The organism is Alcanivorax sp. 24 (assembly GCF_004360225.1).
GTDB lineage: Bacteria > Pseudomonadota > Gammaproteobacteria > Pseudomonadales > Alcanivoracaceae > Alloalcanivorax > Alloalcanivorax xiamenensis.
In genome coordinates this window covers 389,268-414,877 of sequence record NZ_SNUA01000001.1, presented here as the reverse complement: position 1 = coordinate 414,877, position 25,610 = coordinate 389,268, and the positions used below count along the sequence as shown (strand labels likewise).

The following is a 25,610-nucleotide window of genomic DNA, read 5'->3' as shown; positions in this document are numbered from 1 at the left end:
CCTGCCCGGGCTTTTCCGATCCCCGGGCCGTCAGGAGCATGCATGAGTCAGGTGGACATTCTGTTCCAGCGTTACGGCCCGCGTTACCGTCTGTGGGTAACGCTCACCGTCATGCTCGGCCTGGTGGCGCTGGGCATGTCCATCACCATCGTCAACGTCGCCATCCCCTATATAAAAGGCGCCTTCGGTATGAGCGACAGCCAGGTGCAATGGCTGTCCACCGGCTTCCTGGCTTCCACCACCGTATCCCTGCTGGTGGCGCCCTGGCTGGTGTCCGCGGTGGGCCAGCGCGCCACTTTCATGGGGCTGTTGCTGGTATTCATCATCGCCTCCCTGCTTGGCGGCCTCGGCGAGGGCATGGCGGCCCTGGTGGCCGCCCGGGTCATTCAGGGAGCGATGACTGGACTGATCCGGCCGGTGGCCATGGAAGCGCTGTTCGCCGCCTACCCGCCGGAAGGGCGGGGCATGGCCACCGCCATGTATGGCATGTGTCTGGGCCTGCCACTGACCCTGGCCACGGTGATCGGCGGCTGGCTGGTGGAGAACTTCACCTGGCGTTATGTGTTCTTCATCACCCTGCCGATCTGTGTCGCCGCGGTGGTGATGGGCTACTTCTTTTTGCCGCCCCGCGAGAGCAAAGGTCCGCGCTCCCCCTTTGACTGGGGTGGCGTGATCATCTCCTTCGCCGCGGTTTTCTCCTTGTTGGCGGCGCTGTCCAACGGCCAGCGCTGGGGCTGGGATGACCCCCGGGTACCGGTGCTGATTGTCACCGGCATCTTGCTGGGCACCGCGTTCTTTTTTTGGCAGAAGCGGTGCCGCCACCCGCTGCTGGACCTGGCCATTTTCCGCAATCGCCTGTTCGTCACCGGCACCACCGCCATGTTCCTGTTCGGCGGTACTTTCTACGGCATCATGTATCTGTTGCCCCAATTCGTGCAGACCATCCTGCACTACAGTCCGGTCAGTGCCGGCAAGATCTTCCTGCCTTCCACTCTGGTTCTGGCGATTCTGGTGCCTCTGGTGGGCCGGCTCAGCGACCGCTATCCGGCTCATTGGTTGACGCTGCCGGGGCTGGCTTGCGCTCTGTTCGCGGTCTGGCATATGGCGTTGATGGATTGGGATACCTCCTTCGCCTACCTGGCCACCACCATGGCGGTGCTCTCCGTGGGCATGGCGGCGTTTCCGCCACCCACCCTGTCCAAGGCCATCGCCGCGCTGGAGCCTCGCCTCACCGGCCACGGCTCCGGCGCCATCAATTTCGCCATGCAGCTGGGCGGCGCCCTCGGCACCGCCGGCCTGGTGATCATGCTGGAACGCCGCACCGTGGAGCATGGCCAACAGCTCAACGCCGGCGTGCACGCCGGTAACAGCACTGCCCAGCATCAACTGAGTCAACTGGCCGAACTGGCCGGCCGGCTGGGTGTTCCAGACCCCCACCTGCAGGCCATGGCCGGGCATTTGATGGGTCGGCTGGAAACCCTCTGGGCGTCGATTTTTGCTTACCAGGACGGGTTCTGGATTCTGGTTGTCAGCCTGGTGCTGGTGGCGATCCCCTCGGTGCTGTTAAGCCGGCTGCACAACCGGCCTTCCGCCAACAACCCGGCCCCACAATGAAGGAAGACGACACCATGACCGACAGTTCGTCCCGCTCCCGTCCCCCACTCCGCCCCTCGCGGCAGCTGAAGCTCGCCGCGCTGGTGGCGCTGGTGGTGGCCTGCCTGATCTGGATGGCCCTTGCCATCCACCATCGGCTCACCCATGTCAGTGCCCAGGACGCGCGAGTGATGTCCAGCCAGGTCACGGTCAGCAGCCGGTTGCCCGGCTGGGTGCCGGAATTCACCCTCACCGAGGGCGACCGGTTGCAAAAGGGCGACGTGGTGGCCCGTTTGTACAGTGAGCCGGACCAGCAAAAACTGAAGACCCTGCAGGCCGACGTCGCCGCCATGCAGGCCAGACTCGACTACGAGCAGGCCCGGCTGTCGCTCGGGCAGCAGCAATTCGAGGGCGGCCTGCACATCACCAGCCAGGAACTGCAATCGGCCAGAGCCGCGGAGAAAGCGGCCAGGGCGCGGCTGACCCAGGCGCGCAAGGATTTCGAGCGTTCCGACGCCCTGCACCAGCGCGGCGCCGTTTCACAGCAGCAACGGGATCAGGACTACTACACTTACCAGGCCGCCCAGGCCGAATATCAACGCTCCCGGGAAGAGGTGGCGGTCAGCCAGGCACAGGCCGACAACGCCCATGTCGGTTTTCTCAATGGCGTGCAGGTGCCGTTGCCGCCCCCGACGGTGATGAAAGCCCAGGTACGAATCGCCCGACAGCAGTTGGAAGAGGCCCGCGCACGGCTGGCACAGCAGGAACTGCGCCTGCGCGATCTCACCGTACGCAGCCCGATCAACGGCGTGGTCAACAAAACCCTGATCGACCAGGGCGAATACGTGGCACCGGGGCAGCCGATTCTGATGATGCACGATCCGGATGACCTGTGGGTGGCGGCCAATATCAAGGAAACCGACGTGGCCGAACTGCGCCTTGGGCAGCCGGTGAACATCACCGTTGATGCCTATCCGGACGAATCTTTCAACGGCTCGGTGCAAGTCATCGGCCGCGCCGCCACCAGCCAGTTCGCCCTGTTGCCGGACCCCAACCCTTCCGGCAATTTCACCAAGATCACCCAGCGCCTGCCGGTGCGCATCCGTCTGGAAGACGGCCCGCTGGATCTGATCGGCCCGGGGATGATGGTGGAAGTGGATATTGATGTGAGCGGGGGATAGGTGTTGGCCGGACGCCGGCAATGCAAAACCAGACCCAACCCCCTGGCAAGCTCTAAAGCGCCTTTCTTATGGTTCCTCGCGGTTTAGCGGGAAGGGTCGCTCCGGCGGGGGGCTCCCGTATTGCTCGGTTACCTCGAAGACATCCATTCAGAGGGGGCTACAGCGCCGCTGTGGAAAGCGGCCCGGGCGGCGCTCCGCTTGGCCGCGAAGGCCCAGGGCCGTTGGCGATTCGCTTGCCAGCAAGCTTCCCACAGCAGCTTCATGGCATGATCCGTGGGAGACCAGCTTGCTGGCGAATGCGGCCCTCTGGTGTTGGGATATTCGCTTGCCAGCAAGCTTCCCACAGCAGCTTCATGGCATGATCCGTGGGAGACCAGCTTGCTGGCGAATGCGGCCCTCTGGTGTTCGGATATTCGCTTGCCAGCAAGCTTCCCACAGCAGCTTCGTGGCATGATCCGTGGGAGACCAGCTTGCTGGCGAATGCGGCCCTCTGGTGTTCGGATATTCGCTTGCCAGCAAGCTTCCCACAGCGGCTTCGTGGCATGATCCGTGGGAGACCAGCTTGCTGGCGAATGCGGCCTCTGGTGTGGGGTATTCACTTGCGGACACGCTCCCAGAGCGGCTTGGTAGCCCCTTCCGTTACAGACCCGTGCCCATGATTGAAGCACCGTGGCCCTCTAAACCGCGATGAACCTTTTTTATGACCGCAATGCCCGCGGCCCCGGGTTTTGACTTTAGCGTCTGGCGTCCAGCATCCGGCGTCCGGCGCCCCCCAGGGGGCGGCAATTCGATCCGGATTCACGTACAATCGCCGCCCAATCGAACCCGTCTTGAGAAACCATGAAAGACCGTCTGATCGCGCTGATCGACAGCGCCCTGGATACCCTGACCGCCAACGGCGTACTGCCCGCGGAAGCACGCCAACCAGTGCGGATCGAGCGCACCAAGGATAAAAGCCACGGCGACTTCGCCACCAACATCGCGCTGATGCTGGCCAAGCCCGCCGGCCTGAAGCCCCGCGATCTGGCCCAGGCCCTGCTGGACGCCCTGCCGGCGGACCCGGCTCTGGCGAAAGCCGAGATCGCCGGACCCGGTTTTATCAACTTTTTTCAATCCGACAACTGGCTCGCCTCGCAACTGGAAGCAGCCCTGGCCGACGACCATCTGGCGGTCCCCCGCCCTCAACGGCCGCTGACCGTGGTGGTGGACTATTCCGGGCCCAATCTGGCCAAGGAAATGCACGTCGGCCACCTGCGTTCCACCATCATCGGCGATGCCGTGGTGCGCTCACTGGAGTTTCTCGGCCACCAGGTGATCCGGCAAAACCATGTCGGCGACTGGGGCACCCAGTTCGGCATGCTGCTGGCGTATCTGGAGGAGCAAAAGGCCGAGGAAGGCGAAACCGAGCTGAGCCGCGAGTTGGCCAATCTGGAGACCTTCTACCGTGCCGCCAAACTGCGTTTCGACGAGTCTCCGGCGTTCGCCGACCGCGCCCGCGCACTGGTGGTGAAACTGCAGTCCGGTGACGAGTACTGTCTGAAACTGTGGAACGAGTTCAATCAGGTTTCTCTGAGCCATTGCTACGCGGTCTATGAGCGCTTGGGCGTCAGCCTCACCGCCGCCGATGTGCGTGGCGAAAGCACCTATAACGATGACCTGCCGAAAGTGGTGGCGGATCTGGACGCCGCCGGTCTGCTCACCGAGGACCAGGGCGCGCTCTGCGTGTTCCTGGACGCGTTCCGTAACAAGGACGGTGACACCCTGCCGGTGATCGTACGCAAGGCGGACGGCGGCTATCTCTACGCCACCACCGATCTGGCGGCTCTGCGTTACCGTGCCGGCCAGCTGCACGCCGATCGCATTCTGTATTTCGTCGATCAACGTCAGGCCCTGCACTTCCAGCAAATGTTCGCGGTAGCCCGCGAGGCCGGTTTTGTCGGCGCCGGAGTGGATCTGGCGCACATGGGCTTCGGCACCATGAACGGCCCCGACGGCAAACCGTTCAAGACCCGTGACGGCGGCACCGTCAAACTGATCGATCTGCTCGACGAAGCGGAGCAACGGGCCTATCAGCTGGTCAGCGAGAAAAACCCGGAGTTGGGCCAGGATGAGCTGCGAGCCATTGCCCACGCCGTCGGTATCGGCGCGGTGAAATACTCGGATCTGAGCAAGAATCGCAGCAGCGACTACATTTTCAATTTTGACCTGATGCTCAGCTTCGACGGCAACACCGCGCCCTACTTGTTGTACGCCTACACCCGGGTGGTCAGTGTGTTCCGCAAGGCCGGCCTGTCGCTGGATCAGGCGCAGGGTGAGTTCCTGTTGCGCGAGGAAGCGGAACAGGCGCTTGCGGCCCGCCTGGTGCAGTTCGGCGAGGCGGTTCAGTCAGTGGCGGACAAAGGCCAGCCACACCTGCTGTGCGCGTACCTGTATGACGTGGCCGGGTTGTTCTCCAGTTTCTATGAACATTGCCCGATCCTGTCCGGCGATGATGACGCCCTGCGCGCCAGCCGCCTGAAGCTGGCCGCCCTGACCGCCCGCACCCTGTCCGAGGGCCTGCGACTGCTTGGACTGACGCCGCTGGAGCGCATGTAATGGCAAAGAACACCCGTGGCGCCAGCCGCCGCCCCCGCAAGAACAGCAAAAAGCGTCAGGTCCCCGGCTGGGTCTGGTTGTTCACTGGCGTGGCGGCCGGTCTGTTCCTGGCGTTTCTGGTCCACCTCGCCCAGGTACAAAAAGAAGCGGGCACCGCCACTCTGGTGAAGGCTCCAGAGCAGTCCGGCCAGGACAACGCCAAGGGCACGGACAAGCCCAAGGCCGGCGGCGATGAGCCGACCTTCGACTTCTACGCGGTCTTGCCGAAGATGGAAGTGATCGTGCCCAAATCCAAGGACGAGAAAACGGCCCCGGCGAAAAAGCCGGCCACCACCAGCCGCGACGACAAACCGGCCACCGCGTCCAAGCCCGACACCAGTAAAAGCAACAACACCACCGCCGATACCGGTGACGGCAAGATCTATATGCTTCAGGCCGGCAGCTTCCGCAATGCCGGCGACGCCGACCGCCGCCGCGCCGAGCTGATCCTCAAGGGCTATGAAGTACGCCTGCAACCGGTAAAACTGGAAAACGGCGACACTTGGCACCGGGTCATGATCGGCCCCTACAACAGCGTCAACACCTTGCATAAGGCGCAGGACCAACTGGCCTCCAACGGCGTGGAAACCCTGCCGATCCAGGTAAAAAAGTAATCGCTTACACGCAACACGCCGGCACGCAAACACGCTAAGCGGGCCGGCCTCTGCTGGCTCAGCCCTGATTTCCGGGCAATCCGGCCTTTCCGCTTGGCCGCGGGGCTGGCAAGCATGGCGTGTTTGCGTGCCAGCGTGTTGCCCGCCAGCGATTCCACCATTGAAATCCCGCCCTCCACCCGCATATCCCCCGGAACACGAATAAGGAGATAGACGCGTGACCACTATCGTATCCGTTCGACGCGGCACCAACGTGGTGATCGGCGGCGACGGCCAGGTGAGCCTGGGCAACACCGTTATGAAAGGCAACGCCCGCAAAGTACGCCGCCTTTACCATGGCAAGGTGATCGCCGGTTTCGCCGGCGGCACCGCGGACGCCTTCACCCTGTTTGAGCGTTTCGAAGCGCAGTTGGAAAAACACCAGGGCCATCTGGTCCGGGCCGCCGTGGAACTGGCCAAGGACTGGCGTACCGACCGCGCCCTGCGCCGCCTGGAAGCACTGCTGGCGGTGGCCGACAAGGACAACTCCCTGATCATCACCGGCAACGGCGACGTGGTGGAGCCGGAACAGGGACTGATCGCCATCGGTTCCGGCGGCCCCTTCGCCCAGTCCGCCGCCACCGCCTTGCTGGAAAACACCGATCTGAGCGCCCGTGAGATCGTCGAGAAAAGCCTCAAGATCGCCGGCGACATCTGTATTTATACCAACCAGAATCATGCCTTCGAGGAGCTGAACTAGTGGCTTCCCTGACACCGAGAGAAATCGTATCCGAGCTGAACCGGCACATCGTGGGCCAGGATGAGGCCAAGAAAGCCGTGGCCCTGGCCCTGCGCAACCGCTGGCGCCGCATGCAACTGCCGGCGGAAATGCGCGCCGAGGTAGCCCCCAAGAACATCCTCATGATCGGCCCCACCGGGGTCGGTAAAACCGAGATCGCCCGGCGCCTGGCCAAACTGGCCGACGCCCCTTTCCTGAAAGTGGAAGCGACCAAGTTCACCGAGGTGGGCTATGTGGGCCGGGACGTGGAATCCATCATCCGTGACCTGGTGGAAATGGCGATCAAGATGCTGCGCGAAAAGGCCATCCAGCGGGTCGGCTCCAAAGCCGATGACGCCGCCGAGGAACGCATTCTCGACGCCCTGCTGCCCGCCGCCCGTGGCGAGGAAGCCGACAATACCGACTCTGGCACGCGCCAGATTTTCCGCAAGAAACTGCGCGAGGGTGAACTGGACGACCGTGAGATCGACATCGAAGTCAGTGCCAACCCGGCCGGCGTGGAAATCATGGCACCGCCCGGCATGGAGGAAATGACCAGTCAGCTGCAGCAGATGTTTTCGCGCATGGGCGGCCAGAAAAAACGGCACCGCAAACTCAAAGTGCGCGACGCCCTGCGTCTGCTCCGCGACGAGGAAGCGACCCGCTTCATCAACGAGGACGAGCTGAAAGTGGAGGCCATCGACGCGGTGGAGAACCACGGCATCGTCTTCCTCGATGAAATCGACAAGGTGGCCAAGCGCTCCGAAACCGGCGGCACCGACGTGTCCCGCGAAGGGGTGCAGCGGGACCTGCTGCCATTGATCGAAGGCTCCACGGTAAGCACCAAGTACGGCATGGTGCATACCGACCACATCCTGTTCATTGCTTCCGGCGCCTTCCATCTGGCCAAGCCAAGCGACCTGATCCCGGAACTGCAGGGCCGCCTGCCGATCAGGGTGGAGTTGAGTGCACTGACCCCGGAAGACTTCGAGCGCATCCTCACCGAGCCGCGTTGTTCACTCACCGAGCAATACAAAGCGCTGCTGGCCACCGAAGGCCTCAAGGTGGAATTCACCGGGGACTGCATCCGCCGCATCGCCGAAGTCGCCTGGCAGGTGAACGAGAAGACCGAGAACATCGGTGCCCGCCGGCTGCATACGGTGCTGGAGAAGCTGCTGGAGGAAATCAGCTACGACGCCGATGACCTCGCCACCCAGTATCACGACAAACCGCTGAGTCTGGACGCTGAGGCGGTCAATCGTTACCTGGGTGAACTGGCGGACAACGAGGACCTGAGCCGCTACATCCTCTAACAAGAAGTCCAAGGCAACTTCCCACGGAGAATGCTACGAAGCCGCTGTGGGAAGCTTGCTCGCAAGCGAATGGGGTTTGCTCGGGCGTTTGCAATATTCGCTTGCAAGCAAGCTTCCCACGGCGGCCTTGTAGATACGGCCGTGCCAACGTGTTGCCTATAAGCGTGCCAGCGAATTGTACGCTACAATGGCTCCCCTTTTTCCGCACCGGTCGCAGCAACAACGAGGTTCCCATGCCCGAATACCGCTCCCGTACCACCACCCATGGCCGTAACATGGCCGGGGCCCGCGCTCTGTGGCGCGCCACCGGCATGAAGGACGGCGATTTCGGCAAACCGATCATCGCCATCGCCAATTCCTTCACCCAGTTCGTGCCCGGCCACGTGCATCTGAAGGATCTTGGCCAACTGGTCGCCGGGGAAGTGGAAAAAGCGGGCGGTATCGCCAAGGAATTCAACACCATCGCGGTGGACGACGGCATCGCCATGGGCCACGACGGCATGCTGTATTCGCTGCCCAGCCGCGACATCATCGCCGACTCGGTGGAGTACATGGTCAACGCCCACTGCGCCGATGCGTTGGTGTGCATTTCCAACTGCGACAAGATCACCCCCGGCATGCTGATGGCCGCCATGCGGCTGAACATCCCGGTTATTTTTGTCTCCGGCGGCCCGATGGAAGCGGGCAAGACCAAACTGGCCGAGCACAAACTGGATTTGGTGGACGCCATGGTAATGGCCGCCGATGACAGCGTCGACGACGAAACCGTGCACGAAGTGGAACGTTCCGCTTGCCCCACCTGCGGCTCCTGCTCCGGCATGTTCACCGCCAATTCCATGAACTGCCTGACCGAAGCTCTGGGCCTGTCGCTGCCGGGCAACGGCTCGCTGCTGGCCACCCACGCTGATCGCCGCGAACTGTTCCTGGAAGCCGGCCGCCGCATCGTCGATCTGGCCCGGCTCTACTACGAGCAGGACATGGACAGCGTACTGCCGCGCAATATCGCCTCCCATCAGGCGTTCGAGAACGCCATGAGTCTGGACATCGCCATGGGCGGTTCCACCAACACCGTGCTGCACTTGCTGGCCGCCGCCCAGGAAGGTGAGGTGAACTTCACCATGGAGGACATCGACCGCCTCAGCCGCAAGGTGCCGTGCCTGTCCAAGGTGGCACCCGCCACGCAGAAGTACCACATGGAAGACGTGCACCGCGCTGGCGGCGTCATGGCCATTCTGGGCGAACTGGACCGCGCCGGCCTGCTGCACCGGGATCTGCCCATGGTGCACTCCGCCACCGTGGCGGAAGCGCTGGAAAAATACGACGTGACGCTCACCAGCGACGACGCGGTGAAGAAGATGTACAGCGCCGGCCCCGCTGGCATCCCCACCCAGACCGCCTTCAGCCAGGATACCCGCTGGGAGAGCCTCGATATCGATCGCGCCAACGGCTGTATCCGTGACTATGAGCACGCCTACAGCAAGGACGGCGGCCTCGCGGTGCTCTACGGCAACATCGCCGAGCGCGGTTGCATCGTCAAAACCGCCGGCGTGGATGAGTCCATCCTTACCTTCACCGGCCGCGCCCGGGTGTTCGAATCCCAGGATTCCGCGGTACGCGCCATCCTCGGCAATCAGGTCGTGGCCGGAGATGTGGTGGTGATCCGCTACGAAGGTCCGAAAGGCGGGCCTGGCATGCAGGAAATGCTCTATCCCACCAGCTACCTGAAATCCAAGGGCCTGGGCAAAAGCTGCGCGCTGCTCACCGATGGCCGCTTCTCAGGCGGCACCTCCGGCCTGTCGATCGGTCACGCCTCGCCGGAAGCGGCGGAAGGCGGCGCCATCGGCCTGGTGGAAGAAGGCGACACCATCGAGATCGATATCCCCAATCGCCGTATCCACATGGCCATCGATGACCGCGAGCTGGCGCAGCGGCGTGAGCGCATGGAAAAACGCGGCAAGCTGGCCTGGAAACCCAAGGAGATCCGTCAGCGCAGCGTTTCCACCGCGCTCAAGGCCTACGCCGCCCTGACCACCAGCGCCGACCGTGGCGCGGTGCGCGATCTCAGCCAGATCGGGGAGTAGGCAGTCCAATTGCAGACGCTGGGAAGTGGGAGCTTGCCCGCAAGCCAATACCCCACACCAGAGGCTGTATTCGCGAGCAGGCTGGTCTCCCACGGATCATGCTACGAAGCCGCTGTGGGAAGCTTGCTTGCAAGCGAATCGCCAACGGCCCGGAGGGCATTCGCGGCCAAGGCCGCTTCCCCACAGCAATGGGCTACGAAGACGCTGTAGGAAGCGGCCGTGAGGCGCTCCTCTTTAGTAGCGACGGTCATGGGAGCCGGCGCCGCAGCGCGTTATGATGCGTGAAACCGATCAAGGAGACGGCACTCATGACCCTTGCCTACTGGTGCGTACTGGCGGCGATTCTACTGCCCTACGCCTTCACCGGCTTCGCCAAGTTCCAGGGCGGTTTCGGCCCCCGGCAGAACCATAATCCCCGCGAGTTCCTGGATACCCTGGAAGGAGCACGCAAGCGGGCTCACTGGGCCCAGCAAAACAGTTTCGAGATCACTCCGGCGTTCGCCGCCGCGGTGATCATCGCCCATCTGGCACAGACGTCGCCGCAACCCACCATCGACGGCATTGCCATCGCCTTTGTCCTGAGCCGTTTCATGTACGGCGTCTGCTACATCGCCGATTGGGCCAGCGCCCGCTCCCTGGTGTGGTTTTTCGGCATCGGCTGTATCATTGCACTCTTTATTGGCACCGGTGCCTGAGGATTCTCATGTCGGTTAACGAATTTCTGGAAAAAGCCTGGTCCGACAAGGGCCCGAAGCTGGTCAGCGGCTTTTCACGCCCGCTGTACCACAATCTGGTGGGCCTGCTGAAAGGCCGCAAATACGATAAACGCGCCTACGGCGGCATGATCCGCCACACCGAGGCCGGCATGCTCACCGAGTGGGCCAGCCAGGTCCCCGCCGGCGGCGTGATCGTGGAAATCGGCTGTTATGGCGGCCTGTCCACCAGTTATCTGCTCAACGGTCTGAAGAAGAAGGGCGGCAAAATCCACGCCATCGACCCGTTCAATTCGGATCTGGACAAGCAGGAAGAGCTCACCGACGACTGCGTGCCACTGGAGAACAAACCGACCAAATCCCTGGTGGAACAACGCCTCAAGCGCAACGGCTTCGACGGCATGTTCGAGCTGATCGAGGGCTTCTCCCAGGAAGCCGCCCACAACTGGAATCCGGAAGTGAAAATCGACTTCCTGTGGATCGACGGCAACCACGAGCAGGCCTACCAGGATTTCAAGGACTTCGAGCCGTTCCTCAATCCCGGTGCCCGGGTGGCGGTGCACGACGCCCATCCCCGCTACGGCTATGCCGCGGTGGTGGAAGACGTGAAGAAGATCTTCGCCGAAGGCGCCTGGGCCGACCTGGAGCACGTAAAAAGCATCATTACCGGCCGCAAGGTGGGCTGACCCCCGGGCCGATGGGGCGCCCGGCGCCCCGCATCATGCCATGCCGTACCGCATACGCATCAATCAGCGGCACACCCTGGATTGTCCGGAATCGAAGACCATTCTGGAGGCCGCCCGGGAAGCCGGATTTGGTTTTCCCCATGCCTGCCGCAACGGCGTCTGCCGGCGCTGCGAAGGACAGCTTCAGCGCGGCAGCGTTCATCTGAGCCGCCCTCCCGGCCCGCTGAGCGCGGGAGAAAGCGGTGCCGATGCGGTGCTATACTGCGTGGCCTTTCCGATCAGCGACTGCGAGATCGATGTGCCAGATATAACCGCCCCCGGAGAGATTCCGGAGCAGACGTTGCGCTGCCAGATTCGCCAGCGGGAGCCCCTCAACCACGACGTCAGTCGGATCTGGTTGCGGCTGCCCGCCGGTCGGCAAGCCCATTGGTATGCCGGCCAATACCTGATTCTCGACCTACCCCACGGCCAGTACCCGTTTTCCATCGCCAATGCCCCTGGTGGCCGCGAGCTGGAACTGCATATCCGCCACGGCCGTGACAATCCCGGTGCCCGTCGCATCATGGCGGACCTCGCCGACGCCAGCACGGTATCGGTGATTCTGCCTCAGGGCCTGCGTTACCTGGACACGCCGCCGCCCCGGCCGCTGTGGTTCATTTGCGGCTCCACCGGCTTCGCCCCGGTGAAGGCGATGATCGAACGTCTGATCCAGGTGGGTTTTGAACACCCGGTGCGCTTGTTCTGGGGGGCCCGCACCGAGCAGGATCTGTACCTGCCCGGCCTCCCCGCCCAATGGCGGGACGCGCTACCGGACTTCCACGCGGTCACCGCGTTGTCCGACATCAGCAAACCCGGGCACGCCCAAGGGCTGGTGCATGAGGCCGCTCTGGAAGCGCTGGAACAACCCGAGCAACCGCTGTTCTACATTGGCGGCTCACCGGCCATGGTGTGGGCGGTACACGATGCCCTGGTGGAAGAAGGGGTACCGGCCTGCAATATGCACTCCGACGTGTTCGATTACGCGCCCCGCGATCAAGTCTTCACCCCGCCTTCTTGAAGAACACTCACGGCTACTGATCGCCACGGATCCGGCGACGGTAGCGGTCCGGACTGATCCCATGCCAGCGCTTGAACGCCTTGCCGAAATTGCTGGGGTCGGTAAACCCCAGCCGTGCCGCCACTTCACTCAGAGGCTCATGACTGTCCGCCACCAGTTCCGCCGCCCATTCCGAGCGCTGCTGTTCCAATAACTGCCGGTAGCCACTACCCAGCTCCGCCAGACGGCGGCGCAAGGTTCGTTCGCTCAGCGTCACCGCCCCGGCCAACTCCGCCAGCGTCGGTGAGTGCGGGGCCGCCGCCCGCAACAGCCCTCTCAGGGTCTGAATCAGGGGCGGTTCCCGATCCAGGTCCTCCAGAGCCTGCTCCGCCAGGTGGTAATGCAGACGGCACAGCTCCGGGTCCCCCAGGGGCAACGGCTGATGCAACCGGCCGCGTTCATGCCAGATACAGGCCTCGTCGCCATCAAAACGAACCGGGCAACCCAGGGCATCCCGCCACCGCTGCGGGTCCCCGCCAGAAGCCCGTCGCGGCAAACTGACGCCATGAATCCAGTCCTGCGCGCCACGCCGGCGCAAATGGTGCACATGGGCAGCGACGAAAGCGTCCAACGCGCAAGGGTGCACCGGCACCCCCGCCAGGGGCCGGATATGCAATCCGATGGCCTCCGGCCTGTGCACCCGCGCCACCACCACACTGGTGGAGATCAGGCGCTGAAAATGTTCGGTGTATTCCAGCAAAGTGGCCAGATCCGGCACCATCTGCAGTAGCAACCCCACTACCCGCAGATGCATCGGCTGCGCTTTCTGACCGACGGCCAACCCCAAAGCGGGATCACCGCTGAGGCGCACCGAGGCTTCCCAGAGCCGTGCCATGGCCTCCGTGGGCACCCGCCCGCCGGCGTTGCCGACCAACCGCGCCCGGTCCAGCCCCGCTTCGGCCAGCGCCCGGTCAGCGTCGAAGCCGCGTTGCGCCAGCACATCGCATACCGCCAGCGGCCAGGCCGCCACCGTGGTGGCCCCATCAACCACGCCAACGGCCATCACGCACCAGCCGTTGGCCGGTCGGCACCTTGGCCGTTCCGGCAGCGACATCTAGCCTGTGCCGGTTATCTTCATAAGGACGGTTCATTATGCGATTCCTGTCGTTTTCCCTGCTGTTTCCGCTGTTTCTTGTGCTCACCGCCTGTGGCGGCGAGAACGCGTCCGGCCCGGCGCCGGCACTGGCACCGGAGGCGTTGCGCGAACACAGCACGCTGTTCCGCAAAGGGGTCGAGGAGGTCACCGACGGCGTCTATGTGGCGATCGGCTACGGCCTTGCCAACAGCATTATGCTGGAAGGCGACGACGGTATCGTCATCGTCGACACCATGAGCACCCAGGAGGAAGGCCAGGAGGTACTGGCGGCGTTCCGGGAAATCACCGACAAGCCGGTGAAAGCCCTGATCTACACCCACAACCACGCCGATCACGTGTTCGGTGCCCGGGCCTTCGCCGCTCCCGGAGAGGTCCCGGTGTACGCTCACGCCACCACCCAGGACAAGATCAACCGCGTGGTCAATGAGATCCGGCCGATTATCACGTTGCGCTCCATGCGCATGTTCGGCACTTATCTCGACGGTAGCGAGCGGATCAACGATGGTATCGGCCCGCACCTGGGAGTCAACGAGGACAGCAATCTGTTTTCGCTCACCCCCGATCATACCTTCGAGGACGAGCTGGATCTCAATATCGCCGGCCTGCATCTACGCCTGATCCACGCGCCCGGAGAGACCGATGATCAGTTGTTCGTGTGGCTGCCGGAAAAGAAAGTCGTGCTCTCCGGTGACAATATCTATCAGGCCTTCCCCAATCTCTACACGATTCGCGGCACCGCCTACCGGGATGTGGCCCAATGGGCCCGCAGCCTGGACAAAATCCGCGCCCTCGAACCAGAGTATCTGGTGCCCAGCCATACCCGCCCGCTGATCGGCGCCCAGCGGATCCACACCACCCTCACCCATTACCGGGACGCCATCCAGTACGTGCACGACCAGACTCTGCGCTACATGAACCTCGGACTGACTCCGGACCAGATCGTCGAAAAAGTGCAATTGCCGCCACATTTGGCCAGCGATCCCTGGTTACAGGAGTTCTACGGCAAGGTGAGCTGGTCGGTGCGCTCCATCTTCAGCGGCTATCTGGGCTGGTTCGATGGCAACTCCAGCACGCTGCAACCGCGATACGACAGCGAGCAGGCACAGCGCATGGCGGATCTGGCCGGCGGCACCGAAGCATTGATGTCCGCGGCACAAAAGGCGCTGAAAAACCAGGACGCCCAATGGGCGCTGTCCCTGACCGACCACCTCCAGGTGCTCACGCAGGGCGATCAGGCGGTGACCGATCTGCGCGCCCGGGCCCTGCGGCAACTGGCGGAACAGGAGAGCAATCCCAACGCCCGCAACTACTACTTCACCGAAGCCCGTGAACTGGAACAGGGGCTGAAACCGGGACGGACCAAGACATCTCCGGAGTTTCTCGCCACCCTGCCGATCGAGAACTTCCTCGGCGCCATGCCATCCCTGCTCAAGGCCGAGGAAACCCTGGAGGTCAACGAAGCATTGGGCTTCCGCTTCCGCGACACCGGCAAAACCTTCACTCTGCGTATCCGGCAAGGAATCGCCCTGATCGAGAGCGGGCTCGACGACGACAGCGTGGCGACACTGGACACCAGCGAGATCACCTGGAAATCCATCGCCGCCGGGTCCCGAAGCGCCGCCCTGGCGCTGGCCGGCGATGATTTGAACATCGACGGCGACAAGCTGGACGCCCTGCGCATCCTGGGTTATTTCGAAAAAATTGAATAATCCGGCATCGGCGCACGCCGATGACCGCCCCGCCGTCTGGCTCCGGGCCCGGCCAGACGGCACAATAGGCACTGTTTATCAGCGCGGACCCCTTGGCCCATGGACGATCCGAACACAGCCTCGAAACCCGAGACCCTGGTCGCCTGCCCGGAATGCGACCTGGTACTGCGGGTTTCGGCGCCGGACAAGGGACAGTGGGTGCGCTGCCCGCGCTGCCGCCATCCACTGGTGCGACCGCCGGAGGACCGCCATCTGACCCCCGCTCTGGCCGTCGCCGCGCTGGTGATGCTGGCGGTGGCGCTGTCATTTCCCTATATCGAATTCCAACGCTCCGGTATCGGCGAGAGCATGACCGTGCTCGACGCCGCCACCAAACTGGCCGCCTTCCACCATCCCGAATTGGGTTTGCTGGTGTTCGGCACCATCGTGGTGTTGCCGGCGTTGTATCTGCTGGCGGTATTGTGGATCGAGTTCAGTCTCGGCCGCCGGCCGCGCCTGCCGGGCACCCGCACGTTGATCCGCGCCCTGCATTACTGCAAACCATGGATGATGGCCGACGTGTTCGCCATCGCCGCGCTGGTCAGCCTGGTCAAGATCATCGGCATGGCGGAGGTGTTCCTGAAACCGGGTTTCTGGAGCTTCGCCGGCTTCGCCCTGTTCCTGCTGATGGTGGTGCAAAGGGTCAATCCACTGGTGTTGTGGACACGTCTGGAAGGACCACCGCAAGCGCCATCCGCCCTGCGTCCGGGGGTATCCGCGCGCTTGCAACATTATCAGGGCTGCGAGCAATGCAGCCAGTTACAGCCGATTGAATATCACCATTGCGAACGTTGCTCCGCGCGTCTGCATTCACGCCATCCGGACAGTATCCAGCGTACCGTTGCCTATCTGGTGGCGGCCGCCATCGCCTGCTTTCCGGCCCATCTGTACCCGATCATGGTGACCACCAGCCTGGGCAACACACAACCGGCCACCATCATTTCCGGTGTATTACAATTCATCGCGCACGGTGACTGGCCCATTGCCCTGGTGATCTTCACCGCCAGCGTGGTGGTGCCGTTCGGCAAAATCCTGGCCCTGAGCTGGCTGTGTCTGGCCAGCCGCCGCGAGAAACCCCTGGATATGCCGGCGCAAATGGCGCTGTATCGCTTTACCGAATGGATCGGCCGCTGGTCGATGATTGATGTTTTCGTGGTGGCCATCGTGGTGGCGCTGGTGCGCCTGGGTAATCTGATGTCCATCGACCCCGGCCCGGGAGGGATGGCGTTCGCCGCCGTGGTGATTCTTACCATGCTGGCCGCGCACAGCTTCGACCCGCGCCTGATTTGGGACCAACAACAGCGACGAACGGATGACTACGACGCCCTCGAACGCCGCGCCTGAACGGCGCCCGAAACTCTCACCCGTGTGGCTGATCCCGCTGGGCGCGCTACTGATCGGTCTGTGGCTGGGCTACGATCACTGGGCCAGCCAGGGCCCCAGAGTGGTGTTGAAAATGACCGACGCGGAAGGCATTGAGGCCGGTAAGACATCGGTCAAGACACGCAATGTGCAGGTCGGCCAGGTGGAGGAAGTGGCGCTGTCAGAGGATCTCAGCCATACCCTGGTGACGGTGCGCATGCAGCAGGACACCGCCCGCATGCTCAACGACAAGACCCGGTTCTGGGTGGTCAAACCGCGCATCGGCCGGGAAGGCATCAGCGGCCTCGGCACGGTGCTCTCCGGCGCCTATATCGAATTGCAGCCCGGCGACGGCAAAAAGGAAAAACGCCGTTTCCAGGTGGAGGAAAAGCCGCCGATCACCGAAGCCGGCGCCAAGGGCCTGTATCTGACGCTGAACGCCCGCCCCGGCAGTAGCGTCGCCACCGGTGACCCGGTCACTTACCGTAACCTCACCGTGGGCCGGGTGGTGGACACCGAATTCCTGGCCGCGGAAAAGATCATTCGCCACCGCATTTTCATCGAGGAACCCTACGACGTGCTGGTCACCGACAGCGTGCGCTTCTGGAACGTATCCGGCGTCACCCTGCAACTGGACTCCGGCGGTTTCAAAGTAGGCATGCAGTCCATGGAGACGTTGATCGGCGGCGGCATCACCTTCGGCGTGCCGGATCAGGACATGCCCGCCGGCGCGCCAGCCAAGGCGGACAGTGAATTCGAACTGTACGCCGACGAGGAAGCCGCCCGGCGCGGTCTGTTCGACCAATACCTGGAATACGTGCTGCTGGTACAGGACTCGGTTCGCGGCCTGCGCCGGGGCGCGCCGGTGGAATACCGGGGCGTGCGCCTGGGCACGGTGGAGCAGGTACCCTGGCATTTCACCGCCGATCAGCCGGAAACGCTGACGCGTTTCGCCATTCCGGTGTTGATTCGCATCGAGCCCCAGCGGATTCTCGAGGACGAGGAAGCGGATCTGGACGAATGGCGCCAACGTCTTGATCGCATGTTCACTCATGGCCTGCGCGCCACGCTCAAATCCGGCAATCTGCTGACCGGCGCCCTGTTCGTGGACCTGAATTTCCAGCGCAATGCCGAACCGTTCGAGCAGGCCCGGTTTGAAGGGGTCCCGGTCTTCCCCAGCAGCACCGGTGGGCTGGCTCAGTTGGAAAGCCAGGTGGCGGAGTTGATGGACAAGATCAACAGCCTGCCGCTGGAGCAGATCGGCAACAAGCTGGACCGCAATCTGGCGGCCTCGGAATCCACGCTCAAGGCCTTCGCGGGTACCGCCGAACGGCTGCGACAGCTGCTTGAGGATCCGGCGGTGGCCGGCATGCCGGAGCGTCTCAACGACACACTGGGTGCTCTTGAGAAAACCCTGGCGGGCCTGGAGCCCGGCTCCGACGCCTATCAGCAGCTGTCCGGAACACTGCAGCGGATGGAGCGGTTACTGCGCGACGCCGAGCCCTTGATGCGGACGCTCAAGGAACACCCCAACGCCCTGATTTTCAGCACTGACCCGGAGCCGGACTATGAGCCGAAAGCGGCCCGTTAAGCTTTTTCTTGTTCTGCCGTTACTGGCGACGCTGATGGCCGGCTGCGCCAGCAGCCCCGCCGGCCCCTCGGTCCAGTATCTGCTGCCGGGCGCGGCGCAGTCGGCGCTGCGCGGGGCGTTGCCGGACATCCGCCTGGACACCGCCGGCTACCTGGATCAGTCCGGGGTGGTGATGCAGACCGGCCCGGTGGAAGTGCGCGCCGCCCGTCAGCACCAATGGGCGGAGCCACTGCCCCGGCAGTTGGCGCGTTCACTGGCGGCACGGCTGGCACGGAACGGCGTCAACGCTCCCGGGCGCCTGGAAGTGCTGGTCACCCGCTTCCAGGGCACCGCCGAAGGCGAGGCGGTCATTGAGGGTCAATGGCGTTTCCTGGGAGATCAGGGCGCCCGGGCGGGCGAGCACTTCCTGGAGCGGCGACCGCTGCCAAGGGACGGCTACCCGGCTCTGGTGGAACAATTGGATGAAGGCTGGAACGCGGTGGCGGATGGCATCGCGAACGGCTTGACCGGCCCTTCCCGGTAATAGACGCCACCTACACCGCACGCTAATTCGCTGGCAAGCCAGCTTCCCACAGAGGGGTCACGAAGCCGCTGTGGGAAGCTGGCTTGCCAGCGAATACATGTGACCTCTGTCCACAAAGCTACGCGAGCGGCGATGGGGTAGCGTACCAGCGTGCCGCCCTCCCTAACCGTTCAGTTCGGCATCGGCAGGGACGGCAGCTCGCTGTCCAACCGGGACACCCTTCGTTCCAGTGCCTGGTCTGCTTTGCCGTGATCCCCCAGCGCCCGATACAGCCGCGCCAGTTCCGCCAGGGCGGTGGCGCTCTGACTGGAGTTGGCCGCGGCTTCGAAGAAGCTCTGCGCCTTGCCCCACAGACGCGCCTTGAGCGCCACCCGTCCGGCGGTGATCAATACAGCGGCATTGCCGGGCCGCTCCGCCAGCCACCCTTCCAGAACCTGCAGCAGGTCATCCGGCGACACGTCATCGATGGCCTCCAGAACCGGCGGCAAACGGTCATCCCACTCGATGTTCAGTTGCTCGCGCACCAGGCCCAGCGCCACTTTGCCCTGCCCCAATTGCGCCAGGAAACCGGCGTAGCGGGCCTTCATCGCCGCATCGTTCTTCAGGGCCAGCGGCACCGATTTCCATAGCCGGCGCAGCTCGGCGGCGCGGGACTCGGCGTCATTGAATCCGGGCTTCTGCGCCACCTCCTGAACCCGTGCCAACCATGCCCGGCGCTCGCGGCGCGCCACGCTCTGTTCGTCGAGCACTTTGCGCAATCGGGGAATCAGGTCGCACAGTGTCGGCCAGTCATGCAGCCGATCCAGCACATCAGCGTACAGGGTCAGAATCCGGCGATTGTTGGGGGCCTGTTTGAGTAGCGCTTCCAGTTCATGGCGCGCCTGTTCCGGCTGACCGTCGTCGAGAGCAAACCGGGCCCGCATCAGACCACTCATCAGCAGCCCCCGGCGGTCCACCGACGCCTCGCCCAGATACTGCTCCAGCGCTTCGCCGTCACCGCGTTCGCGGGCGCATTCCGCCGCCAGCAGCCAGGCCGCCAGCGGCCAGTCACCTTCACGGCCGGCGGCGGTCAGCAGCCGTTCCGCCTTTTTGATATCGCCATCCACCAGCAACACCAGACCGCTCTTCAGACGACGGCGGGCCACCGACTGGCGGAACCGGCGCGTGGCGCGCACCGGCTCCGCCAATTGCCACAATCCGTTGAGAATCAGGGTGGCCACGATCAAGGCCACCGCCGAGAGCACCGCCACCAACACGGCGAAGCCCAGCGTGGTATCCATTTCCCAATTACCACGCACCAACAGCAGGTAACCGGAATCCGCCGCCATCCAGCGACCCAGCGCCGCCGCCGCGATCAGCGCCAGAACCAGCAACAGGAGGATTTTTTTCATGCGTCACCCTCCTTGCGCTTGAGCTCACGAATCGCCGCCAGACCGCCGCCAATGTCCGGCAGCGCCTGACTGACCGCCTCTTCGTCCAACTCATCCAGTGCGGAAAGCAGGTGGCGGGTGGCCGGATTATCCCCACGGAACCACTGTTCGATGGTTTCCCGGGCCTGATTCAGAGCTTGTCCGTAACTTTCCGCACGCCCCTGCAACAGAGCCAGTTGCGCCTGCTGCAGGCTGGTATTGATGCTCAACCGCACCAGCGCCGCTTCACTTTGTGTCATCGGCAGCGGCTCGGCGGCGTCATGGTGGCGGATGTTCACCGGCAGATGGGAAAGAAGCCGCTGCCACCAGGAAGGCTTGGCGTCGCCGTCACCGGCGTTGCTGTTTCGCGGACGTTCACGCAACGGCACCGCCAGCTCGTCGACCCGCTCGCGCAAGGCGCCGAGTCTTAACACCAGGGCCTGGACGTCCATTTGCAGGGCGGCGTTGAGCGCTTCCATATCGGCGGCCAGGGCACGGCGGGCCGGGAGTGTCCGCGGATCATCCAGACGGGCCAGGGTTTCGTCGGAGGCCTTGAGCAACCGTCGCGCCGCTTCGGCGTCGCCGGTGAGCAACAAGCGCTGGCTAGCCAGGCTGGCCAGGGATTCCGCCTCGGTGATCAGCCACAGGCGCTGGCCGCCCTGGCTCATGTCATTCAGTTTTTCGCGGTCCCTCGCCATGCGGGCTTCTGTCTCTTCCTGGGTGTGGCGCAACGCCGCCAGCGCCTGACCTTGCTTGCGGCTTTCCTCACCCTGCTGGTCCAGCCGTTTTTCCAAACCGGTCACCTGCTGTTCCAGACCACTGCGCTGCCCTTCCAGGATCCGCCATTGCTGCCATCCCCACCAGCCGGCACCCGCCAGCGCGGCAATCACGATAAGGAGGATAATCAACGGCCACAGGGCCAGGCCCCGCTGGGACGAAAGTGGACGGTACAGCGTCATGGGAGCTCCCTTTTTTGTCATCCCGTGTTGTCATCCCGGCGCGCTGCGCCGGCGATTGCCCTTATAAGGCCTTTCCTTTGAAATGATTCAGAGCAAGCCTGAAAAGCCGGGCGACGGAGCGCCCAATAAGCCACAGCATAACCCGCTGCGGAAAGAAGAAAACCTTTGATGCCTGGCCGTGGCGCCACGGTTGCAATTTTTTACTTCAATCACCGGCACTAACCAGCGCCGCCACCATGTCCCTATCATGGGCACTGGCGGCCACGGTTACAGGGCCCTGGTGATCCTCACGTACCGCTTGCGCCACCCTCTCACCGGCGCTCACCACCCGGGTCGCGGGAGGCACCCGCGCCGCTATCGCGCGCCAGCCCTCGACACTGGTCACCAGTACCACGGAGGCGGATTCAGGCCAGAGGAAGGACGGGTCGGCACGGCGCCGATAGAAAGGAATGATATCGACCTCGGCCCCCTGTTCACGCAACCGGGCAGCGAGCCAGTCACGGCCGCTGTCCGCGCGGCAGATCAGGATGCGCTGACCCGCCACCACCTCCAGACAGGGCAGCGCCAGCACCGCCTCGGAATTGAAACCGGCGCCGGGGTATTCCGGTGCCATCCCCGCCGCCGACAGCACCCGGGCGGTGGCTTCGCCCACCGTCAACCAGTGCACGCCCACCGGCCACTGCGGCCAGACATCGGCGAACGCTTCCAGCGCCAACTCTGCGGCGTTGGCGCTGACGAAGAACACCGCGTGGTAAAGGTCCAGATCCAGAATGCGGCGCCGGTCCGCCGCCGACAGCGGCAACGGCTCGATGGTCAGCGCCGGCTGGTGGATAGGGACATGGCCGGCATCGCGCAGCAGCGCCGCCAGCGTCCCGCCCTGCCCTCGCGGCCGGGTGATCAGCACCGTACTCATGAGCGTTGATACAGCTCCGCCAGAATGCGCTCGGCGCCCTGCTCCAGCAAGGACTCAGCCACCCGCACACCCAGTGACGCGGCTTCTTCGCGAGGCGCCCGGGCCTCAGCCCGCAGCACGGTATCGCCGCTTTCGCTGGCCACCAGACCGCGCAACCAGAGGGTATCGCCCTCAAGCAGGGCAAAACCGGCGATCGGCACCTGGCAGCCGCCTTCCAGACGGCGATTCATGGCCCGCTCGGCGCTGACCCGGTCCCAGGTCAGCGGGTCATTGAGCGGTGCCAGCAGAGTCCGCACCGGCTCATCTCCGGCCCGGCATTCAATACCCACCGCGCCCTGGCCCACCGCCGGCAGGGACTCTTCCGGCGGCATTTCATAGCGGATACGATCGTGCATCTCCAGCCGCTTGAGGCCGGCGGCGGCCAGAATGATGGCGTCGAAGTCACCGCTGTCCAGCTTACCGAGCCGGGTCTGTACATTGCCGCGCAGGCTGGCGACCTTCAGATCCGGCCGGTTAGCCAACACCTGGGCCTGCCGGCGCAGGCTGGAGGTGCCGACACAGGCGCCTTCCGGCAAGGCGAACAGGGCATCGTGGTGATTGGAGACGAAGGCGTCGCGGGGATCCTCCCGTTCACAGATCACCGGCAGCGCCATCCCCTCGGGGAGTTCCATCGGCACGTCCTTCATGGAATGCACGGCGATGTCGGCGCGGCCATCCATCATCGCCTGCTCCAGTTCCTTCACGAACAGGCCCTTGCCGCCAATCTTGGCCAGAGGTGTATCGAGGATCTTGTCACCCTGCGTCTTGATCCGCACCAGCTCCACGGTCAGCCCCTCATGCAGCGCTTCCAACCGCCGCTGGACATACTCGGCCTGCCAGATGGCCAAGGGGCTGGAACGGGTGGCGATGCGCAGAATGCGGCTCATGCAACTCTCCTGAACTGATAAGGAACCGTGGGCCGCACATTCTACCGGAAACAGAGCCGGGTTTGCCGGGGAGATCCCGGCCATGGGGCGTTGATATCACCACGCGCTGGCAGGCAAGCCCCGTGGTTGCTTGGTGGCGATGGCTTCACGGCCCGGTCCGAGGGAAGGCGGCGGGCGGTTAACCAACCGTCAATTCCGATTCAGCAGCGCCTGGCGCAACCCGGCCAGGTGGCGCCGGCTGACCGGCAGGCGCACGTCCAGATCGCGCAGCCGCACTTCATAACCGCCGTCGGAACCACCATGTTCCAGCGCTTCGATACAATGCAGCGCCACCAGGGTGCTGCGGTGGGTGCGCACGAACAGGCCGTCGAATTCCTTCTCCAGATCCTTGAGCGGTTCGTTGATCACCACCGATCCGCCGGTGTGATAGACGGTGACGTATTTCTGGTCGGCCTGGAAATAGCGCACATCTTCCACCTGTACCAGTTCCAGCCCCCGGTAGGTACGGGCGCTGATATGGCGGCGCTGACGCGGCCGGTTGGCGGCCATGCGATGCTGTACTTCCGCCAGTTGCACCTGATTGAGGGCACGGACTTTCTCCAGCGCCTGACGCAGATCGGCCTCACTCACCGGCTTGAGCAGATAATCCAATGCATGGACCCGAAAGGCTTGCAGCGCGTGTTCCTCGAAAGCGGTACAGAAGATCACCGCCGGCGCCGGTTCCAGGCGGGTCAGGTGGGCACCGGCCTCAAGGCCATCCATGTCCGGCATGCGAATGTCCATCAGCACCACATCCGGGTGCAAGCGGCTGGCGCTGGCCAGAGCCTCGCGTCCGGTGCTGGCCTCCGCCACCACTTCCATGTCGCACCGTTCCACCAGCCGCTTCAGTCGCATTCGGGCCAGGGCTTCGTCGTCACAGACCAATACGCGCATGCGTCCCCCCTTCCTGTCCGTGCTTCATTCTATCGTTATGTCTTCTGGCATATTTTCCCGCGCGGTCACCGGCTCGGGGCGGGCGGGGAAACGGATTTCCACATCATAATGGCGTCTCAGATCGCGGGCGCGCACCTCCACCTGGTTACCATGCAGCACTTCCAGACGATGGCGCACATTTTCCAGCGCCATGCGGTTGCCGCGATGATGGCCTTCCCCTTCCGGTTTCGGATTGCGCACGCTCAACACTATACGGCCTTCCTCACACCAGGCTCTGATGGTGATCACACCCCCGCCGGGCAGAGGCTGGATACCGTGGTAAATGGCGTTTTCCAACAAGGGTTGCAGGGTCAGCAGCGGCATTTCCTGATGTCGTGGATCCAGGTCTAAGCGCCAGTTCACCCGCAGCCGTTCACCAAGACGCAGTTGTTCGATATTGATATAGCGCTCGCACAACGACAATTCCTCGGTCATCGGCACCGGGTCGGCGTTGTCCTTGAGGCTGGCCCGGAACAGCCTGGACAGGTCCTCCACCGCCCGCTCGGCGGCGTCCGGGTCGATACTGATCAGACTGGCGATGATATTCATGGAATTGAATAGAAAATGGGGCCGGATCCGCGACTGCAGCGCTTGCAGCCGGGCCTGCAGCTGGGCCTGTCCCTGGCGCCGCAGTTGCTCCTGCACATAGACATAACGCATCACCAACCCGGCCAGGATGGTGGCGATCAGCACATTGATGAGAATGTTCGGGTGCCAGAGAGCACTGCCAGGCGGTGTCCAGGACAGCAAGCCAGTGAGCATGTTGGCGGCAATGCTGAAAACCAGCGTATTGGCGGAAACCACGCCGACCACAGCCAGCGCCGCCCAGGAGTGCGGCAGGCGGTTCAGCCAGCGGCGCAGCAGGCAAATCAGCGCCGCCGAGCTGAGCGCCACCCATTGGATGAACAGCGAGGTCAGCGCCAGCCGGCCGAGACCGAACGCCTGATAGTAACTGGCCACCAACGCCACCACGATGGCCATCAGTTCCGCCACCACCACCACCACCAGCACCGCCCGGGCGGAGCACAGATCAGGCAGGAAGGCGTTTTGCGAGGAAGTATCCATGCCAGGGCCTGTTCTCACTATTTGCATCCCGCCTGCTGGATGCCGTTTTTGCCTCCAGCCAGGCGGAGGGCGCGCGGTTTGGTCATTCCAAATGAGCAACCGACAACGACGCTGGAGGCAGACAGGGCTCCAGCCCTTCGGGTTGCGGCTAATACGTCACCACTCTGCGTTACTCGTCGCTCATTTGGAATGACCAAACTTCTCTCCTCGTGCCTGGATTGGTGACGTTTTAGCCGCAACAGGCGGGATGCAAATAGGCTGAACAGGCCCTAGCGGTTATACCCTGCCGGAAGCACCACAGCCAGCCCCGGAGTGTTATACTGCGCGCCCGCTATCCGGCCCGGTGGGTACCGGCGCATCAACGAACAGACGAGCAGC

The 25,610-nt window shown here is 63.7% G+C and carries 21 protein-coding genes; 14 read left to right on the top strand and 7 right to left on the bottom strand.

Translation table 11 applies throughout. The annotated features are described in order from the left end of the window. Nucleotides 1-42: 42 nt before the first annotated feature. The 10 genes from E0L37_RS01860 (at nt 43) to E0L37_RS01815 (ending at nt 12,629) form a co-directional block, all read left to right on the top strand. Nucleotides 43-1,614 carry a DHA2 family efflux MFS transporter permease subunit gene (locus E0L37_RS01860; RefSeq protein WP_133490111.1) on the top strand — a complete coding sequence of 524 codons (1,572 nt, stop codon included), beginning with the start codon at nt 43-45 and terminating at the stop codon, nt 1,612-1,614. A gap of 14 nt (nt 1,615-1,628) precedes the next feature. Then, nucleotides 1,629-2,774, top strand: a complete 1,146-nt coding sequence (locus E0L37_RS01855; protein ID WP_236564162.1) for an HlyD family secretion protein — start codon at nt 1,629-1,631, stop codon at nt 2,772-2,774. Between the two features lie 840 nt (nt 2,775-3,614). After that, on the top strand, nt 3,615-5,369 hold the full coding sequence (argS, locus tag E0L37_RS01850; RefSeq protein ID WP_133490109.1) for an arginine--tRNA ligase: 1,755 nt from the start codon (nt 3,615-3,617) through the stop codon (nt 5,367-5,369). Continuing rightward, nucleotides 5,369-6,022, top strand: coding sequence for an SPOR domain-containing protein (locus tag E0L37_RS01845; protein WP_133490108.1), 654 nt, complete (start codon nt 5,369-5,371; stop codon nt 6,020-6,022). Before argS ends, E0L37_RS01845 begins: the two co-directional genes overlap by 1 nt. Nucleotides 6,023-6,239: 217 nt before the next feature. Continuing rightward, complete coding sequence (gene hslV, locus E0L37_RS01840; protein ID WP_133490107.1) at nt 6,240-6,761, top strand: ATP-dependent protease subunit HslV; 522 nt, start codon at nt 6,240-6,242, stop codon at nt 6,759-6,761. Next, nucleotides 6,761-8,092 (top strand): ATP-dependent protease ATPase subunit HslU, encoded by a 1,332-nt coding sequence (gene hslU, locus E0L37_RS01835; protein WP_133490106.1) that lies wholly within the window; start codon nt 6,761-6,763, stop codon nt 8,090-8,092. The genes hslV and hslU overlap by 1 nt, the downstream gene beginning before the upstream one ends. Before the next feature lie 233 nt (nt 8,093-8,325). Further along, nucleotides 8,326-10,173, top strand: coding sequence for a dihydroxy-acid dehydratase (gene ilvD / locus E0L37_RS01830; RefSeq protein ID WP_133490105.1), 1,848 nt, complete (start codon nt 8,326-8,328; stop codon nt 10,171-10,173). Between the two features lie 308 nt (nt 10,174-10,481). Continuing rightward, nucleotides 10,482-10,868, top strand: a complete 387-nt coding sequence (locus E0L37_RS01825) for an MAPEG family protein (protein WP_133490104.1) — start codon at nt 10,482-10,484, stop codon at nt 10,866-10,868. Nucleotides 10,869-10,876: 8 nt separating this feature from the next. Next, nucleotides 10,877-11,572 carry a class I SAM-dependent methyltransferase gene (locus tag E0L37_RS01820; protein ID WP_133490103.1) on the top strand — a complete coding sequence of 232 codons (696 nt, stop codon included), beginning with the start codon at nt 10,877-10,879 and terminating at the stop codon, nt 11,570-11,572. Between the two features lie 40 nt (nt 11,573-11,612). Then, complete coding sequence (locus E0L37_RS01815; RefSeq protein ID WP_133490102.1) at nt 11,613-12,629, top strand: 2Fe-2S iron-sulfur cluster-binding protein; 1,017 nt, start codon at nt 11,613-11,615, stop codon at nt 12,627-12,629. A gap of 13 nt (nt 12,630-12,642) precedes the next feature. On the opposite strand, the gene E0L37_RS01810 is transcribed toward E0L37_RS01815, so the two are convergent. After that, a complete protein-coding gene (locus E0L37_RS01810; protein WP_166642977.1) occupies nt 12,643-13,671 on the bottom strand; it encodes an AraC family transcriptional regulator in 1,029 nt (342 codons plus the stop codon). An 89-nt stretch (nt 13,672-13,760) separates the two neighbouring features. On the opposite strand from E0L37_RS01810, the gene E0L37_RS01805 reads away from it, so the two are divergent. From E0L37_RS01805 to E0L37_RS01790, 4 genes are all read left to right on the top strand, one after another. After that, nucleotides 13,761-15,473 carry an alkyl sulfatase dimerization domain-containing protein gene (locus tag E0L37_RS01805; RefSeq protein ID WP_133490100.1) on the top strand — a complete coding sequence of 571 codons (1,713 nt, stop codon included), beginning with the start codon at nt 13,761-13,763 and terminating at the stop codon, nt 15,471-15,473. Nucleotides 15,474-15,572: 99 nt separating this feature from the next. Continuing rightward, nucleotides 15,573-16,856 (top strand): paraquat-inducible protein A, encoded by a 1,284-nt coding sequence (locus E0L37_RS01800; RefSeq protein WP_133490099.1) that lies wholly within the window; start codon nt 15,573-15,575, stop codon nt 16,854-16,856. Continuing rightward, a complete protein-coding gene (gene pqiB, locus E0L37_RS01795; RefSeq protein ID WP_133490098.1) occupies nt 16,825-18,465 on the top strand; it encodes an intermembrane transport protein PqiB in 1,641 nt (546 codons plus the stop codon). Before E0L37_RS01800 ends, pqiB begins: the two co-directional genes overlap by 32 nt. Next, nucleotides 18,443-18,988 carry a membrane integrity-associated transporter subunit PqiC gene (locus E0L37_RS01790; RefSeq protein ID WP_133490097.1) on the top strand — a complete coding sequence of 182 codons (546 nt, stop codon included), beginning with the start codon at nt 18,443-18,445 and terminating at the stop codon, nt 18,986-18,988. The genes pqiB and E0L37_RS01790 overlap by 23 nt, the downstream gene beginning before the upstream one ends. Nucleotides 18,989-19,158: 170 nt before the next feature. Here the strand turns inward: E0L37_RS01790 and E0L37_RS01785 are convergent, their stop codons facing one another. From E0L37_RS01785 to E0L37_RS01760, 6 genes are all read right to left on the bottom strand, one after another. Then, the gene (locus E0L37_RS01785; RefSeq protein ID WP_133490096.1) at nt 19,159-20,379 is read right to left on the bottom strand and encodes a heme biosynthesis HemY N-terminal domain-containing protein; all 1,221 of its coding nucleotides are present in this window, start codon (nt 20,377-20,379) and stop codon (nt 19,159-19,161) included. After that, complete coding sequence (locus E0L37_RS01780; protein ID WP_133490095.1) at nt 20,376-21,356, bottom strand: uroporphyrinogen-III C-methyltransferase; 981 nt, start codon at nt 21,354-21,356, stop codon at nt 20,376-20,378. The genes E0L37_RS01785 and E0L37_RS01780 overlap by 4 nt, the downstream gene beginning before the upstream one ends. 205 nt (nt 21,357-21,561) lie before the next feature. Further along, the gene (locus E0L37_RS01775; RefSeq protein ID WP_236564084.1) at nt 21,562-22,269 is read right to left on the bottom strand and encodes a uroporphyrinogen-III synthase; all 708 of its coding nucleotides are present in this window, start codon (nt 22,267-22,269) and stop codon (nt 21,562-21,564) included. Then, complete coding sequence (hemC, locus tag E0L37_RS01770) at nt 22,266-23,195, bottom strand: hydroxymethylbilane synthase (RefSeq protein ID WP_133490094.1); 930 nt, start codon at nt 23,193-23,195, stop codon at nt 22,266-22,268. The genes E0L37_RS01775 and hemC overlap by 4 nt, the downstream gene beginning before the upstream one ends. A 189-nt stretch (nt 23,196-23,384) precedes the next feature. Beyond that, nucleotides 23,385-24,128 carry a LytTR family DNA-binding domain-containing protein gene (locus tag E0L37_RS01765; RefSeq protein WP_133490093.1) on the bottom strand — a complete coding sequence of 248 codons (744 nt, stop codon included), beginning with the start codon at nt 24,126-24,128 and terminating at the stop codon, nt 23,385-23,387. A gap of 24 nt (nt 24,129-24,152) precedes the next feature. Next, a complete protein-coding gene (locus tag E0L37_RS01760; protein WP_133490092.1) occupies nt 24,153-25,232 on the bottom strand; it encodes a sensor histidine kinase in 1,080 nt (359 codons plus the stop codon). Nucleotides 25,233-25,610 lie beyond the last annotated feature (378 nt).